This is a genomic window from Pseudarthrobacter sp. NPDC080039 (genome assembly GCF_040702335.1).
Taxonomy (GTDB): domain Bacteria; phylum Actinomycetota; class Actinomycetes; order Actinomycetales; family Micrococcaceae; genus Arthrobacter; species Arthrobacter enclensis_A.
This window is the reverse complement of the sequence record NZ_JBFBKY010000019.1, coordinates 1-19547: the sequence shown is the minus strand read 5'-3', so window position 1 is coordinate 19547 and position 19547 is coordinate 1. Positions and strand designations below refer to the sequence as shown.

The 19547-nt window shown below is 65.1% G+C and carries 16 protein-coding genes; 8 read left to right on the top strand and 8 right to left on the bottom strand.

The window, feature by feature from the left end; genetic code table 11:
* Nucleotides 1-29 precede the first annotated feature (29 nt).
* The 4 genes from AB0313_RS16890 to fdhA form a co-directional block, all read right to left on the bottom strand.
* On the bottom strand, nt 30-1391 hold the full coding sequence (locus AB0313_RS16890) for an MFS transporter (protein ID WP_366306943.1): 1362 nt from the start codon (nt 1389-1391) through the stop codon (nt 30-32).
* A 67-nt stretch (nt 1392-1458) separates the two neighbouring features.
* A complete protein-coding gene (locus AB0313_RS16885; protein WP_366306941.1) occupies nt 1459-2400 on the bottom strand; it encodes a serine hydrolase in 942 nt (313 codons plus the stop codon).
* 289 nt (nt 2401-2689) lie between these two features.
* A complete protein-coding gene (locus AB0313_RS16880) occupies nt 2690-3058 on the bottom strand; it encodes a GNAT family N-acetyltransferase (RefSeq protein ID WP_366306939.1) in 369 nt (122 codons plus the stop codon).
* A 112-nt stretch (nt 3059-3170) separates the two neighbouring features.
* Nucleotides 3171-4382 (bottom strand): formaldehyde dehydrogenase, glutathione-independent, encoded by a 1212-nt coding sequence (gene fdhA / locus AB0313_RS16875; RefSeq protein ID WP_141943331.1) that lies wholly within the window; start codon nt 4380-4382, stop codon nt 3171-3173.
* A gap of 317 nt (nt 4383-4699) precedes the next feature.
* Between fdhA and AB0313_RS16870 the strand changes: the two genes are divergently transcribed.
* From AB0313_RS16870 to AB0313_RS16855, 4 genes are all read left to right on the top strand, one after another.
* The gene (locus AB0313_RS16870) at nt 4700-5674 is read left to right on the top strand and encodes an aldo/keto reductase (RefSeq protein ID WP_307311459.1); all 975 of its coding nucleotides are present in this window, start codon (nt 4700-4702) and stop codon (nt 5672-5674) included.
* Between the two features lie 115 nt (nt 5675-5789).
* Complete coding sequence (locus tag AB0313_RS16865; RefSeq protein ID WP_366306936.1) at nt 5790-7532, top strand: ATP-dependent DNA helicase RecQ; 1743 nt, start codon at nt 5790-5792, stop codon at nt 7530-7532.
* Between the two features lie 34 nt (nt 7533-7566).
* Entirely contained in the window at nt 7567-8769 is a 1203-nt protein-coding gene (locus AB0313_RS16860; protein WP_307311454.1) for a TerC family protein, read from the top strand.
* 144 nt (nt 8770-8913) lie between these two features.
* Entirely contained in the window at nt 8914-12579 is a 3666-nt protein-coding gene (locus AB0313_RS16855; RefSeq protein ID WP_366306934.1) for a TM0106 family RecB-like putative nuclease, read from the top strand.
* Between the two features lie 29 nt (nt 12580-12608).
* Here AB0313_RS16855 and AB0313_RS16850 read toward each other — a convergent pair whose 3' ends face one another.
* The 3 genes from AB0313_RS16850 to AB0313_RS16840 all read right to left on the bottom strand — a co-directional run bounded on the left by AB0313_RS16850 (nt 12609) and on the right by AB0313_RS16840 (nt 15272).
* Nucleotides 12609-12935: an acylphosphatase gene (locus AB0313_RS16850; protein WP_141946528.1), complete on the bottom strand. Its 327-nt coding sequence runs from the start codon at nt 12933-12935 to the stop codon at nt 12609-12611.
* Nucleotides 12936-13042: 107 nt separating this feature from the next.
* Nucleotides 13043-13978, bottom strand: a complete 936-nt coding sequence (locus tag AB0313_RS16845; RefSeq protein ID WP_366306932.1) for a glycosidase — start codon at nt 13976-13978, stop codon at nt 13043-13045.
* 259 nt (nt 13979-14237) lie between these two features.
* Nucleotides 14238-15272: an adenosine deaminase gene (locus tag AB0313_RS16840; protein WP_366306930.1), complete on the bottom strand. Its 1035-nt coding sequence runs from the start codon at nt 15270-15272 to the stop codon at nt 14238-14240.
* Nucleotides 15273-15609: 337 nt separating this feature from the next.
* On the opposite strand from AB0313_RS16840, the gene AB0313_RS16835 reads away from it, so the two are divergent.
* The gene (locus AB0313_RS16835) at nt 15610-16242 is read left to right on the top strand and encodes a transglycosylase family protein (protein WP_366306928.1); all 633 of its coding nucleotides are present in this window, start codon (nt 15610-15612) and stop codon (nt 16240-16242) included.
* 177 nt (nt 16243-16419) lie between these two features.
* On the opposite strand, the gene AB0313_RS16830 is transcribed toward AB0313_RS16835, so the two are convergent.
* Entirely contained in the window at nt 16420-17007 is a 588-nt protein-coding gene (locus AB0313_RS16830) for a hypothetical protein (protein WP_141943352.1), read from the bottom strand.
* A 156-nt stretch (nt 17008-17163) separates the two neighbouring features.
* On the opposite strand from AB0313_RS16830, the gene AB0313_RS16825 reads away from it, so the two are divergent.
* The 3 genes from AB0313_RS16825 (at nt 17164) to AB0313_RS16815 (ending at nt 19412) form a co-directional block, all read left to right on the top strand.
* A complete protein-coding gene (locus AB0313_RS16825; protein WP_366306926.1) occupies nt 17164-18084 on the top strand; it encodes an MSMEG_6728 family protein in 921 nt (306 codons plus the stop codon).
* A gap of 3 nt (nt 18085-18087) precedes the next feature.
* Nucleotides 18088-18948, top strand: coding sequence for an NAD-dependent epimerase/dehydratase family protein (locus AB0313_RS16820; protein WP_366306924.1), 861 nt, complete (start codon nt 18088-18090; stop codon nt 18946-18948).
* A 68-nt stretch (nt 18949-19016) separates the two neighbouring features.
* Nucleotides 19017-19412, top strand: coding sequence for a DUF1622 domain-containing protein (locus tag AB0313_RS16815; RefSeq protein WP_307311424.1), 396 nt, complete (start codon nt 19017-19019; stop codon nt 19410-19412).
* Nucleotides 19413-19547 lie beyond the last annotated feature (135 nt).

Sequence of the window (19547 nt, the reverse complement as noted above, 5' to 3'; positions counted from 1 at the left end):
GGCCCCGGCCCCCTTCCTGAAAGGTTCGGCTACGCCTTCTGCTGCCGCCAGAAAACCGAAATCCCGAAGGTCACCGCGCAGAGCACCAGCATGGCCAGGACCATCCGCATCCAGCTGTCCTGGTGCACCCCGCCGGAGGCGAACACCCCGATCATCACCGTTGCGGTAATCGCCCCCACGTAGCGGCAGGTCTGGTAAATCCCGGCAGCCACCCCGCGGTCCTGCGGCCGGGTGGAGACGAACATCCCCTGGTTGGACGCGATGCTCACCGTCCCGTACGGGACGCCCATCAGGGCCGTCAGGACCACCACGAAAGGAATGGCCAGCGTCCCGGTCAGCAGCCACATAAGTGCCGCCACCAGGGTCAGGAGGACGACGCCGGCAAGCAGCACATGCCGCACACCGAACCTTCCCATCGCGGAGACCGCCCACGGGGTGGCGATCACGGACATGCCGGCCAGGGGCAGCATCAGCAGCCCCACGACGCCCGGATCGTAGCCGCCGGCTTCCTGCAGCAACTGCGGCAGGCCGAAGAAAACGAAGTAGTAGACACTGCTGAAGACGGCAAAGGCCAGATACACGAGCATCAGCGGCCGGTTCCGGCCCAACAGTCGCAGGTCCAGGAAGGGCTTGGCGAACCGCAGTTCCCGCCAGCCGAACAGCGCGGCAATGACGGTACCCGCGGCCAGCATCAGCCAGCGGTAGTCCGGCGCCACGTTCAGTGCGGCCATCATGACCAGCAGCAGGGCGCCGATGAACGCGGCAATGCCCGGGACGTCGGAATCGCGCACCAGCGCGGCAACGCTGCCGCGCTCCCGGACCTTGTCCGGCGGTGCCGCACTCCGGACAATCAGCAGCGCCGCCACGGCCAGCGGGACGTTGATCAGGAACAGCGACTGCCAGCCCACAAAGCCCACCAGAAGGCCTCCGACGACGGGCCCCACCGCCGCTGCCGACGTATTGGCCATCTGCAGCCGCCCCAGTGGACGCGAAGTATCCACCTTGGCCTGGTGCGCCAGCGCGCCCACCATCACCACTGCGCTGGGATACGCCGTGGCGGTGCCCAGCGCCATGACCGCCCGGGCCACGCAGAGCAGCGCAAAGTTCGGGGCCAGCGGAGCCAGTACGCACGTAACGGCAACCAAACCCATGCCGAGCATGAACATCCGCCGCGGCCCAAACCGGTCAGCAAGCCTTCCCATGACCGGCTGGCCGGCCGCGGAGGCCAGGTAGAAGGACGTGACCACCCAGGTGACGGCGGCGACGTCGAGACCGAAGTCCGCGCGCAGCACCACCAGGGCCACGGCGATCATGGAGGAGTTAAGCGGATTCAATGCCGTGCCCAGGCTGAGGCCGGCGACGGCCAGGGCAGTCCGGGGTTTGTTGCTCACGGTAACAGTCTGTCCTAAGGCCGCCGCTGGAGACGACTTCGCGGCCTGCGGGAGGGTGTGGCGTTAACTACTTGCTGCTGCTGGACAGGCCCACCGGGAACAATGCGTCCTCCACCGCGCGGGTGAGGTCCCGGATGACCTCCGCCTGGCCGTCATCCGCCACGCCGTCCCGGTTCTCCGTATAGATCACCAGCGCGAACGTCGAACCCTGGTAGCTCAGGAGCGCGGCGTCATGCAGTTCCCCGGAAACTTCCCCGTACTTGTGGTGCACGTCCACTCCGGACCTGGAGCCCGCCGGAATGAGGTCCTCGTTGTTGGTGTCCTGCATGTAGCCGAGCAGTTGCGCCGTGTTGTCCTTGTCCAGGAGCTCCCCCGCGTAAAGCTTCTTCAGGATCAGGGCCATGTCGGCCGCAGTCAGGAGATTCTGTTCGGGATCGTACGTGACTCCGATGGACGCCGCATAGGCGGTCAGCTGGGAGTGGCCCACGGCATCCATCAGGAGCAGCCACGAATCGTTGTTGCTGTCGTTGACCATGGCCTTGAGCTGGAAGGCGGCGTCGTAGTCTCCCATGGGTGCGTCCAGGCTGGCCTGCCCTTCTTCCACCAGGTGGTAGTAGGCGGCAGCAGTCAGGATCTTCGCGGTGCTGGCTGCAGTAAAAGTGTTCTGGTCACCGAATGTTCGCTCGGCGCCGCCGGACACGTCCGCGAGCGCCAGCCCAATCCGGTACTGGTCCGCTTCACTGAGGATATGGTCCACACTGTCCTTCAGGGACGCCGGAGCTGCCGCCACGGGGGCCGCGGGCACGGCCGGCTGCGTGGGCACAACTGCCCCGGACCGCGGTTCGGACCGGACCACCGCCAGGGTGATGGTGCCGGCGATGACGAGTAACACGACAAGGGCCAGGATCAGCAGCCTTCTGTTACCCCGAGCCTTCGCGGAAACCGGCCTGCGTGGCGCCGGCGGCGGGGCGTCGCGGCCTGGCTTGGGCACCACGGGGTGCACGGACATACAAGGGCTCCTGTCCAGCCTCGGCTTGTCAACAAACAATCAGCGCGGCACTGAGCCGCGCTGACAAATGCCGATTAAATCACTGGACATTGGGAGGTTCCTGAAGGCTTGCGGAGTGTCCCGAAGTGGCCTTGACGACAGGCAAATCCGTCCCCGACCCGCAAAGCACATTCCGCGGCCCACATTTCAGCCGCGCTGCGTCATTTGCTCCTCGAGAACAATTTTGCGCGTCGAAAATCCTGCTGCGGACAGCGGAAGGGGATGGCATGCCAAGGCGGCCTGCGCCTTCTCAGCAGCAGGCTCGCGTGGAACTAGCCCCGGGTACGCGCCGCGAGTCCAGGAACTCCAGGTGCGGCGGGGTAACGGCCACCACGTTGGGCAGGTAGTCGGGATGCTTGCCCAGGAACTTTTTGATGAACGGGCAGACCGGAACTATGCGGATGCCCGCCTCCACCGTACTGTCCAGTGCGGCGGTGGCGAGGCGTCCCGCCAAGCCCTGCCCGCCGTATTCCTCATTGATCACAGTGTGGTAGAAAATGCGCTGCGGCGACTCCCCGCCGTCGTACTCCTTGTATGCCGCCTTGCCAATCACGTTGCCGGCGTCGAGGATCTCGAAGCGTTCGCGCTCCGGGTTGTGGCGGACGGTGATGTCGCTCAAGGGGTACTCCTTCGTTTGCGGTGTGCTGCCCGTGCACAGCCTAACCCGGCCCGGTGGGCACTTATTTCCGCAAGCGGTGGTTCCCTGGCGGCGATCCCCGTCCGCCGTCGTGTCAGCTCAAGTAGCCGTTCGGGTTGAGGACGTACTTGGTGGCTGCGCCGGCGTCGAACTCCGCGTAGCCCTTGGGTGCATCCTCGAGCGGTATGGCCTTGGCATTGACGTTCTTGGCGATGCTGACCTTGTCATTCAGGATGGCCATCATCAGCTGCCGGTTGTATTTCATGACGGGGCACTGGCCCGTGGTGAAGCTCAGCGACTTTGCCCATCCGGTGCCCAGGCTAAGGCTGAGCGAACCCTTCTTGGCTGCTTCGTCGATGCCGCCCGGGTCGCCGGTGACGTACAGTCCGGGGATACCCAGGGCACCGCCGGCAGCTGTGATGTCCATCAGGCTGTTCAGCACGGTTGCGGGTGCTTCGTGCGCTCCCTTGCCGTGGCCGCGCGCTTCGAAGCCCACCGCGTCCACAGCGCAGTCCACTTCCGGCACGCCCAGGATCTGCTCGATCTGGTCCTTCGGCTCACCCTGGGTCAGGTCCACGGTTTCGCAGCCGAAGCTGCGCGCCTGGGCCAACCTGCCTTCGTTCATATCGCCAACAATGACGACGGCGGCACCCAGCAAATGCGCGCTGGTTGCCGCTGCGAGGCCCACAGGACCAGCACCGGCAATGTACACGGTGGAACCAACGCCAACGCCTGCCGTGGTGGCGCCGTGGAATCCCGTGGGGAAGATGTCCGAGAGCATGGCCAAGTCCAGTATCTTCTCCATGGCCCGGTCCTTGTCCGGGAACTTCAGCAGGTTCCAGTCGGCATACGGCACCAGCACGTAGTTGGCCTGGCCGCCCACCCAGCCGCCCATGTCCACGTAGCCGTAGGCGCTGCCGGGCCGGTCCGGGTTCACATTCAGGCAAATGCCGGTCTTGCGTTCCTTGCAGTTCCGGCAGCGTCCACAGGCGATGTTGAACGGCACGGAGCAGAGATCGCCCACCTTGATGAACTCGACGTCGCGGCCGACTTCCACCACTTCGCCGGTGATCTCGTGGCCCAGCACCAGGTTGGGCGGGGCCGTGGTGCGGCCGCGGACCATGTGCTGGTCCGATCCGCAAATGTTGGTGGCGACTGTTTTGAGGATCACCCCGTGGTTCACCGGGCGTCCCACGTTCGCGGGATTGACCCCGGGCCCGTCCTTGAGCTCGAACGTTGGGTAATCAATGTCGATTACTTCAACCTTGCCGGCTTCTTTATAGGCAACGGCTTTGTTCCCTGTCATCAATTGCTCCTATAGTCAGGCGTCCGGTGGGACGGCCGTGATCTGGGTAGGTGAGACATCCCTCGTGTTGGGGAACAGCCCTGGCCCTATGGTGCTTTCCTGATGTTTGGCATGGTCAGGTACCGGTTCCCGGGTGGGGATTCGCCCAGTCTAGGCACGCCCCCCACAGTGGTCTAGGGGTAGGAGGCCCCTGTTTACCGAGGCTTCCCACAGGGTAGGTGCCTACAGTGGCCTACGCCGCACCACCTGGTTTCCGCTGTGATGAACGAACGCCGGCGGACCGGTCCCAGGCAAGTTCCACCTTTGAGGAGAACCGCATGAAGACGCGCACTATTGGACAACTGACGGTTTCTGCCCTGGGCCTTGGCTGCATGGGCATGAGCGAGTTCTATGGCGAGGGCAATGAGCAGGAATCCATCGCCACCATCCACGAATTCCTGGACGCCGGCGGCTCCCTGCTGGACACGGCGGACATGTACGGCCCCTTCACCAACGAAGAGCTGGTGGGCCGCGCCATCGCCGGGCGCCGCGAAGACGTGGTACTGGCCACCAAGTTCGGCAATGAACGCCGCGCGGACGGTTCCTGGGTGGGCATCAATGGCCGTCCGGAGTACGTACGCTCCGCTTGTGACGCCAGCCTGCGGCGCCTGGGCGTGGACCACATCGATCTCTACTACCAGCACCGGGTGGACAAGACCGTCCCCATCGAGGACACGGTGGGCGCCATGGCGGAACTGGTCCAGGCCGGAAAGGTCCGGCACCTGGGCTTGTCCGAAGCTTCCGCCGACACCATACGGCGGGCCCACGCCGTGCACCCCATCACGGCCCTGCAGACGGAGTATTCGCTGTGGGAGCGGGAGCCTGAGACCAAGGTGTTTCCCGTGCTGGCGGAGCTGGGCATCGGGTTTGTCCCTTACAGCCCGCTGGGCCGCGGCTTCCTCACAGGCCAGATCCGCAGCGTGGATGACTTCGCCGATGACGACTTCCGCAAGCACTCCCCCCGCTTCCAGGGCGGGAACTTCACCCGGAACCTCGAACTTGTGGACCGTGTAAAGGAGCTGGCCGACCGGAAACAGTGCACGCCCGGCCAACTGGCCCTCGCCTGGCTGCTGGCCCAGGGTGAGCACATCGTCCCGATTCCGGGCACCAAGAAGCGTGAACGGCTGCGCGAGAACCTGGGCGCCGTAGACGTCGAGCTCAGCCAGGACGAGCTGCAGTTGCTGGACCAGTTGGCGCCGGCCGGCGCCACCGCCGGTGACCGCTACCCCAACATGTCCACCATCGACACGTAGCCAGGGCTTTCCACACAGGGCCCGGGGTGCACGACGGCGGGGCGGGGCTGGCGTAGGGTGGTTCCTACGGCTGAAGCAAGCGGCCGCGGTTTTCTTCTGTGCGGAGTCCCGTTTCATGTCCGACGAACCTGCCCTCCGGGCCCTTGCTGCCTCGTCCTTCTCCCTGCCCCGCCTTCGGGACGGCCAATTGGCCGGTATGGCCGCCCTTGCCGATGGCCGCGACGTCCTGGCCGTGATGCCCACCGGTTATGGCAAGTCGGCCATCTACCAGGTCGCGGCCCTGCACCTGCACCAGGCACTTGGCCGTCCCGCCGTCGTGGTTTCACCGCTGATCGCTTTGCAGGAGGACCAGCTGGACAGCCTGTCCCAGGACCTGGGGCCGGACACCGCGGTGGCCATCAATTCCTCTCACAGTGACGCCGAAGTGGAGGCCGCGTGGCAGGCCGCCGAGGACGGCAGGGCCGTGTTCGTGTTCCTCGCCCCCGAGCAGCTGGCCAAGCAGTCAACCGTGGACCGGATCAAAGCACTGGACATCTCGCTCTTCGTGGTTGACGAGGCACATTGTGTCTCCTCCTGGGGCCACGACTTCCGTCCGGACTACCTGGGCCTGGGCAATGTGCGGGAGCAGCTGGGAAATCCGCCCGTGGCTGCCCTGACCGCCACCGCCTCTCCGCCGGTGCGGGACGAGATCGTGGAGCGGCTGGCCATGAAGAACCCACTGGTGCTGGTTCACGGCTTCGACCGGCCCAACATCAGCCTGGACGTGGTCCGTCACCATGAGGACAAGGGCAAGCGCAAGGCCGTGCTGGAACAGGTGGCGGCCCTGGCGAGCGACGGGCAGGGGCTCCTTTACGCTGCCACCCGGACAGACACGGAGAAATACGCGGCCAAGCTGGCCAAGGAAGGGCTGCGGGCGGAGGCCTACCACGCCGGCCGGTCAGCCGCAGACCGCGAACGCATCCACGAGCTGTTCCTGGACGACCAGCTGGACGTGGTGGTGGCCACCACGGCCTTTGGCATGGGCATCGACAAGCCGAACGTCCGGTTTGTGGTGCACGCCGACATTCCCGAATCCCTGGACTCCTATTACCAGGAGATCGGCCGGGCAGGCCGGGACGGCAAACCCGCGTCCGCCGTGCTGCACTACCGGTCGGAGGATCTGGGCATCCGCAAATTCTTCGGCACCCACTCCCCTGATCCAGATTCCCTGCTCGCCGTGTTGAAGGCCCTAAAGGCTGCCCATGCGGCCACTCCCAAGTCCTCGCTCGCGGAGCTGACCGGATTCAAGCCGCGCCGCGTCACCGGCCTCGTGAACCAGTTGGAGGAGATCGGCGCGGTGGCCGTCGGCAAGCGCGGCGTCCGGCTGACGTCCAAGGCGAAGCTGCCCACCCTGGTGGGTGACGCCGTCGAACTCGCCGAAGCCCGGCAGCGCGTGGACCAGTCCCGCCTCACCATGATGCGCGCCTACGCGGAGACGGACGGCTGCCGGCGGCAGTTCCTGCTGGGCTACTTCGGTGAGGAACTGCCGGAGCCGTGCGGAAACTGCGACGGGTGCGCCGCTGCTGCCTCCGCTCGCGAAAATGGAGAGCCCACGGGCAGGAAACGGCAGGGCAAGAAGGACCAGCCCAAAGACAAGCGGGGCAGGAAACAGCAGGGTAAGGCGTACGACGGCGGTGGGGCGGGCACCGGGGAAGAGGAGCCGTTCCCGCTTCAGTCAGCCGTGGTCCATAAGGAGTGGGGGCCCGGCCTGGTGATGCGGCACGAGGACGATGTCATCACGGTGCTCTTCGAGCAGGAAGGGTACAAGACGCTGTCCCGGTCAGCTGTCGTGGAGAACAAACTCCTGAAGCCCGCTTAGGTAGGCTGGGGGAACCTCCAACGAAAGGCCCGGCGTGGAAGTACCTGCGTATGTCTGGACCCTGACAATAGCGGGAATCGTAGGGCTGCTCGCCTTCGATTTCTTCTTCCACGTCCGGAAGGCCCACACGCCCAAGTTGAAGGAATCCGCCGCCTGGTCGGCGATCTACGTGGGCATTGCCGTGTTGTTCGGACTGGGCGTACTGCTCTTCGGCGGCCCTGACATGGGCACCGAGTATTTCGCGGGCTACGTCACGGAGAAGGCGCTGTCGGTGGACAACCTGTTCGTCTTCCTCATCATCATGGCCAGCTTCAGGGTGCCACGGGCGGACCAGCAAAAGGTGCTGCTGTTCGGCATCGTGTTTTCGCTGATCGCCCGGACGGTGTTCATTTTCCTCGGTGCGGCATTGATCAGCAGCTTCGCCTGGGTGTTCTACATTTTCGGGCTCATCCTGCTTGTCACGGCCGGCAACCTGCTCAAGCCGGACGACCACGACGACGATTCCGAAGGCCTGGTGGTCAGGCTCGCCAGGAAGCTCCTGCCCGCGTCGCAGCACTACGACGGCGACAGGCTCTTCACAGTGGAGAACGGCAAACGGGTCCTCACGCCGATGCTGCTGGTGATGGTGGCCATCGGCGGCACGGACATGCTGTTTGCACTGGACTCCATTCCGGCCATCTTCGGCCTCACCCAGAACGTGTTCATCGTATTCACTGCCACCGCGTTCTCCCTGATGGGCCTGCGCCAGCTGTTCTTCCTGATTGACGGACTGCTGGACCGGCTGATCTTCCTCTCCTACGGCCTGGCAGTCATCCTGGGCTTCATCGGGGTCAAGCTCATCCTGCACGCCCTGCACGAAAACACCCTGCCATTCATTAACGAGGGCGGGCACGTGAACGTGGTGGAGGTCAGCACCGGGGTTTCCCTGGGCGTGATCCTGGGCGTTCTGGTGGTGACCATCCTTGCGTCGATCTTCAGCCCTAAGGGCAAAGCCAAGAATGCAGTGTCCGGCGCCCGGCGGCACGCCACCGAGTACCTGGACCTCAACTATGAGACGGACATGGCCGAGCGCGACAGGATCTTCGCCAAAATGTGCCGCGAAGAAGACCAGATCCACAAGCTTCCCGAGAAGTACAAACGGCTGGTCCGGCACGAAACGGAGTTCATGGACCTGATCCACAGCGCCCACGCCGAGCATGACAAGGCCCAGGTGCGCGCCGCTGCCGCCGGGCGCTGAGGAGTCACGTGAATCGGGGGACCGGCGTCGAGGCGCCAATTCTGAATGGACTCCCGGCCGGGAGCCTTTGTCAGTCCCTCTTGCTACGTTTGATTCCAGGCTGGGGAAACCGTCCCCCGGCCCGCCAACAGTTGGGGAGGCCACGTGTTTCTGCTCGACGCCGCCGGCACTGATTCGGGCTCCAGTGCCCCGCCGGACCTGGTCTTTTCGGCCAGCGACCTGGTGGCTGCGTCCGAATGCGAGTACCGCACGCTCCGGATACTGGACGAAAAGCTGGGACGCTCCCCCAAGGCCGAGTTTCCCGCCGACGAAATGCAGAAGCGTGCCGGCGAGCTGGGAGACCGGCACGAGCGCACGGTGCTTGCCAGTCTCGTAGAGAAATACGGCGAGTGGGACGCCAGCCGCGGGTCGGGCGTCTACTCCCTGGAACGCGGCCAGACCCTGCGCAGCGACCTTCAGGCTAAACATGCCGAAACAGAGCTCGCCCTCCGGTCCGGAGCGGACGTCGTCTTCCAAGCCACCTTTTTCGATGGCGAATTCCTGGGCTACGCGGACTTCCTGGTCAACGAGGCCGCAGGCACCGGGGACCCGGGCCGGTACGAAATCTGGGACACGAAACTGGCCCGGCACGCCAAGGCAGGCGCGCTTCTTCAGCTGGCCGCGTACGGCGACCAATTACTGGGCATGGGGCTGGACCCCTCGCCCGTTGTCACCCTCGTGCTGGGCACCCGCGTGGGAGAGGACTGGCTGCGGAGCAGCCACTCCCTGCCGGACCTGCTGCCCGTCTTCCGCGAGCGACGGCGGCGCTTCCGCCAACTCACGGCCAGCCACCGCGCCGCCGAGGCAGTTGTGCAGTGGCAGCAGCCCGGCGTCGTCCATTGCGGACGGTGCGACTACTGCGCGGAACAGGTGAAACTCCACCGGGACCTGCTGATGGTAGCCGGCATGTCCGTGGTCCAGCGGCGGAAACTCCATGCAGCGAACATCACCACCATCGACCAACTGGCGGCGATGCCCGCCGCCCAGGCAAAAAACTCGGTGGTCAGGCTGCGCGCCCAGGCGCGGATGCAACTGGGCCTGGATTCGGTGGCCGGTTCCCGCACGTTTACGAAGGACGGAGAAACACGCACGGTTTCCTACACCGTCCTTCCGGACAACACCATCCGGGATCTTCCCGCCCCCAGCAGGGGAGACATCTTTTTCGACTTCGAAGGCGATCCGTTGTGGCAGGACCCTGCCACCGGCGCATGGGGCATCGAGTACCTCTTCGGCGTCATCGAGGCACCGGTTGAAGGGGATCAGACAGATCCGGTCTTCCGGCCGTTCTGGGCGCACTCCCGCTCGGAGGAGCGCCGCGCATTCCTTGGCTTCCTGGACTACGTGGAACAGAGGCGTGCCGTCTACCCGGACATGCACGTCTACCACTATGCCCCGTACGAGAAGACGGCTCTCCGCAACCTCTCCCTCGCCCACCAGGCCGGTGAGGACATCGTGGACGACTGGCTGAGACAGGGTCTGCTGGTGGACCTGTACGCCACGGTGCGGCATTCCGTCCGCATCTCGGAAGCGTCCTACTCCATCAAGAAGCTCGAACCGCTGTACATGGGAAACAACCTGCGCTCAGGGGATGTCAAGGATGCAGGCGCCTCTGTTGTGGCCTATGCCGCCTATTGCGCCGCCCGGGATGAAGGGCAACGGGATGAAGCCGCTGCCATCCTGGCTTCCATCTCCGACTACAACCAGTACGACTGCCTCTCCACGCTGCGGCTGCGGGACTGGCTGCTGCAGATCGCTTCCCAGGCCCCCGCAGGCGCCCAGTCCCCCACGGAAGATCCTGATGACGGGTCTTCGGCAGTTGCTCCCCTCGCGGGTCCCGCAGCCGACGGATCCCCGGTCGGACGGAATGAGACCCAGGAAGAACGGCGCCTTCGCGAGTATCTGGACGAACTGCCGGACAACCGGCCTTGGACGAACGACGAGCGGGCCCTTGCCATGGTCGCTGCCGCCACCGGATATCACCGGCGCGAGCGGAAGCAGTTCTGGTGGCAGCACTTCGACCGCGTCGAGGCGCCGCTGGACAGTTGGTCAGACCAACGGAACGTCTTCGTGGTGTCATCAGCGGAAGTCGTCTCGGACTGGGCATTGGCCAAGCCACGGGAACGGATGCGCACCCGTGTACTGAAGCTCCGAGGCACCATGACGGAAGGCTCCGACTTCCGCTCAAATTCCAAGTGGTGCCGGCTGTACGACCCTCCGGGACCGGACGGCATGCTCGCTCCCGACGCCCTTCCCGGGACCAGGGCCTACACCTTCGGAACCCGGATTCATGAGCTGGAGGCGGCGCCGGACAATCCTGAGCACACCCTCATCACCATCTCCGAGAAGGAGTCCAGGAAGGTCGCTGCCTACGCGCACCTTCCGGTAGCGCTGACCGAGGACACCCCGATACCCACGGACAACATCGAGGCCGCCATAGCTGACATAGCCCGGGTAGTGGGAGCCTCGGCGCCCACCCTTCCCGCTCAGCCGGCGTTGGACATCCTGCGCAAGCTGCCACCGCGTTTCCTCTCCCGCCCGCGGCCGGTGGAAGTGGCGCGCGGGGAGGACGCCGAGGCAGATTATGCCGGCGCCATCACCGAGTCCCTGCGGGACCTTGACCGCTCCTACCTGGCCGTCCAGGGCCCTCCGGGTACGGGAAAGACGTTCGTTGGCGCCCATGTGATCGGCAGGCTCGTGGCCGAGGGCTGGAAGATCGGCGTGGTGGCCCAGTCCCACAATGTGGTGGAAAACCTCCTGTGCCGGGCCATCCAGACAGGCGGGGTGGACCCGGCTGTCGTGGGCAAGAAACTAAGTTCTCCTCATGATGTTCCGTGGCAGCTAACGGCGGAAGGAGATGTGGGCCGCCTGCTGTCGGCCCCGGGCGGCTGCTTGGTGGGCGGCACGGCGTGGACCATGACCGGCAAGGAGGTGCCTGCCGGGTCCCTTGACCTCCTGGTCATTGATGAGGCCGGCCAATTCTCGCTGGCCAACACGCTCGCCGTGTCCCGCTCTGCCAGGAGGCTGCTCCTGCTCGGGGACCCGCAGCAGCTTCCGCAGGTTTCACAAGGAGCGCATCCGGAACCAGTTGATGAGTCCGCCCTGGGATGGCTCGCGGCCGGACACGCCACCCTTCCGCCGAACCTGGGTTACTTCCTTGCCGACACCTGGCGCATGCATCCGGAGCTGTGCCGGGCCGTATCCAACCTCAGCTACGAGGGGAAGCTGAAGTCCGCTCCTGCCGCGTCCCTCCGCGAACTGGAAGCCTTCGCGCCCGGTGTGGAGACGGTCTTCGTATCCCACAGCGGAAACACGACAGCTTCAAAAGAAGAGGCGGATGAAGTTGTCCGCCAGGCCCGCCGGCATCTGGGGTTGAAGTGGATTGCCGGCCCCGGCAGCGCGGCGCGTCCACTGGAACAGCAGGACCTGCTGGTAGTGGCCGCCTACAACGCCCAGGTCCACCTCATCCGCAAACAACTGGCAGAATCGGGACTGCCCGAGGTCCGCGTGGGGACAGTGGACAAGTTCCAGGGCCAGGAAGCACCGGTGGTGTTGGTGTCCATGGCGTGCTCTGCGGTCGCCGAAGCACCGCGCGGAGCAGAGTTCCTGCTCAACAGGAACCGCATCAACGTTGCTGTCTCCCGCGGCCAGTGGCGCGCGGTGGTCATCCGGTCCCCGGAACTCACTAATTACATGCCGCACAAGCCGGCGGCGCTGGAGGAACTTGGAGCCTTCCTCGGCCTGAGCCCCCACGAGCGGGCCGCCCAGCAGTAGTCTTCGGAAGCAAGGCGGCCCGGAGAACGTCAGTGCGCGCGGAACCCCCGGAGGTTTCCCTCCGCTTTCGAAAGGGAACTGTCCACCCGCTCCACGCTGCCAGGAGTCCGGTCGGAATTGAGCCACTTCAGGAGCTGGTGGACTTTGCGTTCCGGGCCTTCGGCAATCACGGACACGGAGCCGTCGTCGAGGTTCCGCACCTCTCCGGAGAGCCCAAGCTCTTCAGCGGTGCCCATGGTCCAGTAGCGGAAGCCGACACCCTGAACCATCCCGAAAACCCGGGCGGCCAGCCGGACATTCTGCCCTGAACCTTCAGGCGCCGGGTTGTCCTGCGCTGAACTTTCATGCCGGCCCATAATGGCCTCCTCGTAGGACAGCGTCCCTGGCCCGCTGGGTTGCACGAACCGATGTTCCGGGAACCCGAAACGGCAGCCCGTGCAACCCGGCTGGGTGGAATGGCTGGTTAGTTGATGGTGATGTCGCGGGTGGCGTGGTTGTAGCGGATGGTCACCGTGCCGCCGGCGTGGTGCAGTTCGTGGTTCGGGCCGTCGAACGTTCCGAACGCGCCGTAGTTCTCATCCCACGAACGGTTCAGTGCGATCTTGAAGGTGTAGTAACCGGCGGGAAGCTCCGCGCTCTTCTTCCACAGCTGGTCCAGGAAGTCGAACTCCATCTGTGCTTCGTCGTACTGTGGAGCCCAGTTCTCGGGGGCGCCAAGGATGATGTTGAAGTCACCGGCAACGGCCACAGCTTCAGGCTGCGGAAGGGTTTCCACATCCGGGCCCTCGAACGGCTCGGCGGCAGCGGCCTCGGCAGGAGCCGCCGCTTCAGCCTTGTCCTTCGAGGAGGACTTCTTGCGGACGGCCTTCACCACCGGCTCGACGGCGTCCTCCAGTGCCTTTGCTGCCTTGCCCACAGCGGAAGCCGCCTTCTTGGCCGGAGCCTTCCGGGTGGTCTTCTTCGGTGCTTCTTCCTTGGCCGGAACCTCCAGCGTCGCGGCTGCGGCGGAAACGGGACGCACGAATCCTTCGGGAGCCGTGGGAACGGGGGTGTCGGCAGGGACCGGGGTGCCGGCGTCGAGCGCTGCGGCAAAGGAATCCACGTCCGGGAAGGCGACAGTTGCCCGCATGCCGTCTTCGGTGATGGTCCAGCCGGAACGGCCCTTGATAAGCCAGCCGGCCTTGACCAGCTTCGCGGTGGCAGAGGTAAGGGTCTTGTGGCCGCGCGGGATGCCGCCGCTGAGGAGTTCCGCCTCGTGCTCGTTGAACGGCACGCGGGCAGTGGCTTCCGCCAGGACCTGGCCAGCATTGAGTGCATCGCCGGACCACACGCCTTCGGTCAGGACATCCAGGACGGTCTTGAGTCGAAGGTAGGTGTTTTCTGCGGTGGACTTGGCCATGATTCCCCTTATATAAGCGATCGGTCTTAGGCATCTTGCCAACTGCCCGTTAAATCGCGCGACTTTAATTGGTTAACTCTGCGTGTCGTGACCGACTGTGAAGCGGATGGTGCCGCAAGTGAGGCGGAGGTCTCGGGTAAGGGCTGTCTGCATAACCCTCAAGCGCTGACATGGGTGCTGCCCTGCACTCCCCAGACACGCCTGCGGCACTTAGTTTACCGGGCGCGGACGCCTGCTGTTGCGCGTGACACAGAAGTGGTCAGTCGGCCACTTCCCGCCCGTTCAGTTCCGCCAGGAGTTCCGCCTTGCGCTCCTCGGATGCGAACGAGGAGTGGATGGAGTTCGCTGCCAGCCGTGCCTTGTCGAAGTCGGAGAGATCGAACGCAGCGGTCAGCTGTGCGAAGTTGTCATCCACGTAACCGCCAAAGTATGCAGGATCGTCCGAGTTGACGGAAACATTCAGCCCGGCTGCGAGCATGGCCGGCAGCGGATGGTCCGCAAGGGTGTCCACTGCGCGCAGCCTGACGTTGGACAGGGGGCAAACGGTCAATGGAATCCGCGCGTCCACGAGGCGTTCCACCAAGTCTGGATCGTCCATGCAGCGGATGCCATGGTCGATCCGCCCCACGCCCAAAATATCCAAGGCTTCGGTGATGTACGACGCCGGGCCCTCCTCCCCCGCGTGCGCCGTCAGCCGCAGGCCTGCTTCCCGCGCCTTGGCGTACAACCTTTCGAACTTGGACGGCGGGTTTCCCACTTCGGCCGAGTCCAGCCCGATGGCGCCGATGGGCGCGTTCATGGCCAGCAGCCTGCCCAAAACTTCCAGGGCCGAGTCCTCGGGCAGGTCACGCAGGAAGGCCGCGATCAGGATGGTGGAGATGCCGAATTCCTCCTCCGAAGTCGCGAGTACCGACGCCACACCGCTGACGCATGCTTCGAGGGGAATGCCGCGGGAAAGGTGCGCCTGCGGGTCCATCATGATTTCGGCGTGCCGGACGCCGGCTGCCGCAGCACGCTCCAGGTATGCGCGGGTCATGTCGGCGAAGTCCTGCTCGGTGCGCAGTACCGCCATGTTCGCGTAGTAGAGGTCAAGGAACGACTGCAGGTCCGTGAACTCGTACTTTTCGCGGAGTTCCTCCAGCCCGGAGTAGGGCAGCTCAATACCGTTGCGCTCGGCGAGGGCAAAGATGAGCTCGGGCTGCAGCGTGCCCTCGATGTGCAGGTGGAGTTCGGCCACCGGGAGGGGCTTGGCGGGAACGGCGGTTTCCGCAGCGTCCACGTTGGTTTCGGGCATGGTGCTGCCAGCGGCTAAATTGTCCATCCGGACAGGATAATGCCCCTCCCGGCTTCGCGCCCGCCCGCGCGATAACGCGCTTACGAGGGGAGGCGCCGGGGGCGTCCCGGCCCACACCCAACACGCCCGCCGGAATCTCGATTTGATAACGCAGAAACGATGTCCTAGCGTGAAATGCATGCCCGTTCGGCGGGCTTTTTGATTGCCCGGTGCTGCCTCCACCAGAACTGCCCAGCGGCAGCCACCGACAGTGACCTCTATTCGTCAGGGGCGGGCAGTGGCGCGACGATCTCCGGGGACGGAACCAGCGCTGGTGGCCTTCAGGAGCATCACCATCATGAAAAACACCAAATTCCGTACTGCCGCACGCCGCGGAGTCACCTTGGCCGCCGTCTCCGCGGCAGGTTTGGCACTCTCAGCCACGGCGGCCAACGCAGCCACCCCCACATCCACCTGGGATGCACTCGCCCAGTGCGAAAGCGGCGGGAACTGGTCCATCAACACGGGCAACGGCTTCTCCGGCGGCCTGCAGTTCACTTCCAGCACCTGGGCAGCCTACGGCGGAACCGGGTCCCCGGCGAACGCCAGCCGTGAACAGCAGATTGCTGTAGCCGAGCGGGTCCAGGCCTCCCAGGGTTGGGGCGCCTGGCCGTCCTGCTCGTCGCAGCTTGGACTGAGCGGCGGCGGCGGAGCTCCGGTCCAGAGCGCTCCGGTGCAGAGTGCCCCGGTCAAGGTCCAGAGCGCCCCTGTCCAGAGCGCCCCGGTAAAGCAGGCGCCGGCGCCGCGGCACGCGACGTCCGTTCCGCTCAGCGGCGAGACTTACACCCTGCAGGCCGGGGATACCTTGAGCATCGTCGCCGAGAAGCTGGGCGTCCAGGGCGGCTGGCAGCACCTCGCGGATGCGAACCTGGACACTATTTCGGATCCGAACCTCGTATTCGAGGGACAGGTCATTCAGCTCCCCGCCTAATACCAGTGGATGTTCCATCAGCGGCCTTGGCCGCACCGCCTTTTCAAGGCGACACAGACAGGTCGGCGATAGACAAATTCCGTTGACCAAAAACGACTCCGGCACACCCCACAAGGGATGTGCCGGCGTCGTTCTTTAACTCCTCAGCCGCTGCCGGAGCAGGCAGCCAGCCTGCGGTCAACTGGCGTGCAGTTCGCGGACGATCCGCACCTTCCAGGCCGACTCGTCGCTGGTGTCCAGCAGCGCAACCGTGCCGTGGGCGAGGTTCAAGGCAACCCGCTTGACGGCCAGCAGCTCCAGGTAGAGGTGCTCGTTCATGCGGGTGGGGGTGTCGATCATGTACTTCACGGCGTCGCGCACCTTGCGGTAGTTGGCGCTCCGTTCCCGGTGCATGTGCAGCTCCAGGGCGGAGCGCTGCTTGAGCCGCGGCTCGTGCCGGTTGAGCAGCGTCACGGCAGCGTGGACAGCGACAACAAGGGTCAGTGAGACGCCGTAGATCCACCAGCCACTTCCCAGCAGGAACAAGGGCAGGTTGCCAATCGCCACGAGCGCTATGACAACGCGGAGGGCGGCTATCCGGCGCACAGTCCTGGCAACAGTGGCCATGCCATCGCGAAAGCGGTGCTGGTCTTTGCGGGCGGCGGCAGGATCGATGGTGAACTCGTCGAGAACCAGGATTCCCTGGGCTTCCGGGCCCAGCATCTGCCCGTAGCGGGGCAGGGCGGTGCGGGATGGGCTGACGGCTTTGTTGGGTGTAGATGTCATGAGTGAGCTTCCAAAACGCGGGGGTGGTTGCGGCGATCTTAGTGGTTTAACCTGAAAGACGTATGCAGGCGTCCATTATTTGGACATACGCGACCCTTGCGTGTGGCCGCAGGCACAGCAATTGGCACTTCCGCCGGGGACCGTCAGACTGAAGAGATGCAAACCTTCCTTCCGTACCCTGACTTCCGCCAAAGCGCCGCAGCCCTGGACACCGCACGGCTGGGCAAGCAGCGGGTTGAAGCGCTGCAAACCCTGCGCGCGCTGGTCATTCCGGGCTACGGCTGGCAAACCCACCCGGCCATCCGGATGTGGATGGGCCACGTGCCCGCCCTCACCATGTACGGCCTGGCCATGGTGGACGAATGGATCGAACGCGGCCACCCGGACAACACCCGTGCGAACATCGGCGAGTTCGCCCCGCAGGCAGCGCACCCGGACTACGCGGCCAAAATCGTCATGCCGCCGTGGCTGGGTGAGCCCGACTTCCACCTGAGCCACCGTTCCAAGTTGGTCCACAAGGAACCCAAGTTCTACACCGCTGTCTTTCCCGACGCGATCCCGGACATGGACTACGTCTGGCCAGAGCCCCGGCACGAGTTCCTTCCGCAGGAACCGGAGGGGGACATTCTCTGGATCCTGCGGGAGCCACATGAGGACCTCGACCCCCAGGCCCTAACGACTGTGGCGCTCCCGCCGGTTAACCGCAGCGCGGCCGCCGCTGCGGCAATGGCCGCCGGGGACGACGGCTACTCCCCTGTCTATGTTGAAGACGGCTCCCGCCGGCCGTCCCGTGCCCCGAAGAAGGCACCGCCCAGGCCGCAGGCGAAGAAACCCACCCGCAAACGGCTGGCGCAGGAGGAGGCCTTCCGGACCCTTCCCGGAAAGACACCGGTGGCGGTCCCGTTCGAGAACGGGGCCAGGTTCGCGGTGGGACAGGTCGTGGGGCGGCCCATCACCCTCGATGACGGCCGTTTCGGCAGGAACTTCGAAGTCACCGAGATCGTGGACCGCTCCGCGTTCGCCTACCCGGCGCTGCTGCAGGATCCGCGTGTCTTCTTCCCGGTGGAGGCACCGTAGCTTATGACGATTCTCTTGGCCGGATGCGGCGATCTTGGTACTGAGGCGGGGTTGCGGTTTGCCGGCTTGGGCCACCGGGTTGTCGGGTGGCGCCGGTCCCCGGCGAAGCTGCCGGCCGCAATCGAAGGTGCCGCGGCTGACCTGACCGCGGGGGACCTGCCTCCCGTCCCCGAGGATGCCACCGCCGTCGTAATTGCCGTTGCCGCCGATTCACCCACTGAGGAGGCATACCGGGCCGCGTATGTACGTGGAGTGGAAAACGTCCTTGCTGCGCTGAAGCGGGATGCTGTCACCCCCGAACGGATCATCTTTGTCTCCTCGACGGCCGTATACGGGGACGCGGGCGGCGGCTGGGTGGACGAGTCCACGCCCGCCGATCCCGGCGGCTTCTCTGGCCGCATCCTGGTGGAAGCGGAGGAACTGCTGCAGGCAAGGCTTGAAGGAACCAGCACTCTCGGTGTCTCCGTCAGGCTGGGTGGCATTTACGGGCCGGGACGGACCCGGCTGATCGACCAGGCGCGGAGCGGCTCGGCAGTCATTCCCGAGGACGTCCGGTACACCAACCGGATCCACCGCGACGATGCTGCGGCAGCCCTCGTTCACCTTGCCACCATGGATGCTGCACCCGCGCCCATCTACGTGGGTGTGGACAATGAGCCTGCCGACCTGGGCAGCATATTGCGCTTCCTGGCAAGCGAACTCGGCCTTCCGGCACCGCGGGTCGGTGACGCGGGGCCTGCCCGTGGGGGCAACAAGCGCTGCCGCAACGACCTCCTGCGCAGCACCGGGTTCACCCTGGCGTTTCCGACCTTCAGGGAAGGGTACAGGGACGTTATAGCGGGGAACGGCGTCCGCCATCCGTAACTGGTCGGCCTTCCCTTAGTCACTGCCGGGCTGGTTGCGGAGACGCCTGGCCCGGGGTAGGGCAGGGAATGGACTTTCGGCAGATCATAGAGACGGTTGGGCAACTGGTCGACTTCGCAGGAGTGGCGGTCATGGTCATCGGGGCGGTGGTCTCCCTCCCGCTGGCGATCCGCGGTCATCAGCCCCGGCAGCTCCCGCCAGGCACTGGGAAGCTGAGCTTCTACCGCTCGTACCGGCAGCTGCTGGGCAGGTCCATCCTGTTGGGCCTTGAGCTGCTCGTCGCCGCCGACATCATCCGGACCGTCGCCGTCACCCCGACATTCGTGAGCGTCGGGGTACTGGCCATCATCGTGCTCATCAGGACGTTCCTCAGCTTCTCCCTTGAGCTGGAGATCACCGGGCGCTGGCCGTGGCAAAAAGAAGCCTCTGCGGCCCGTTCCGGTTCCACCGCTTCGGCGGCCTAAGCACTACTTGCCCAGGTTTTCCACATAGGGGTTTTGGGTGGTCTTCATTGTCAGTGGTGGCTGGCAGAGTGGGGTTATGGAGGCCATTGGGGAGGATCTTGGTGGGGCGTACGACGCCGGCAGTTGGCTGTCGCG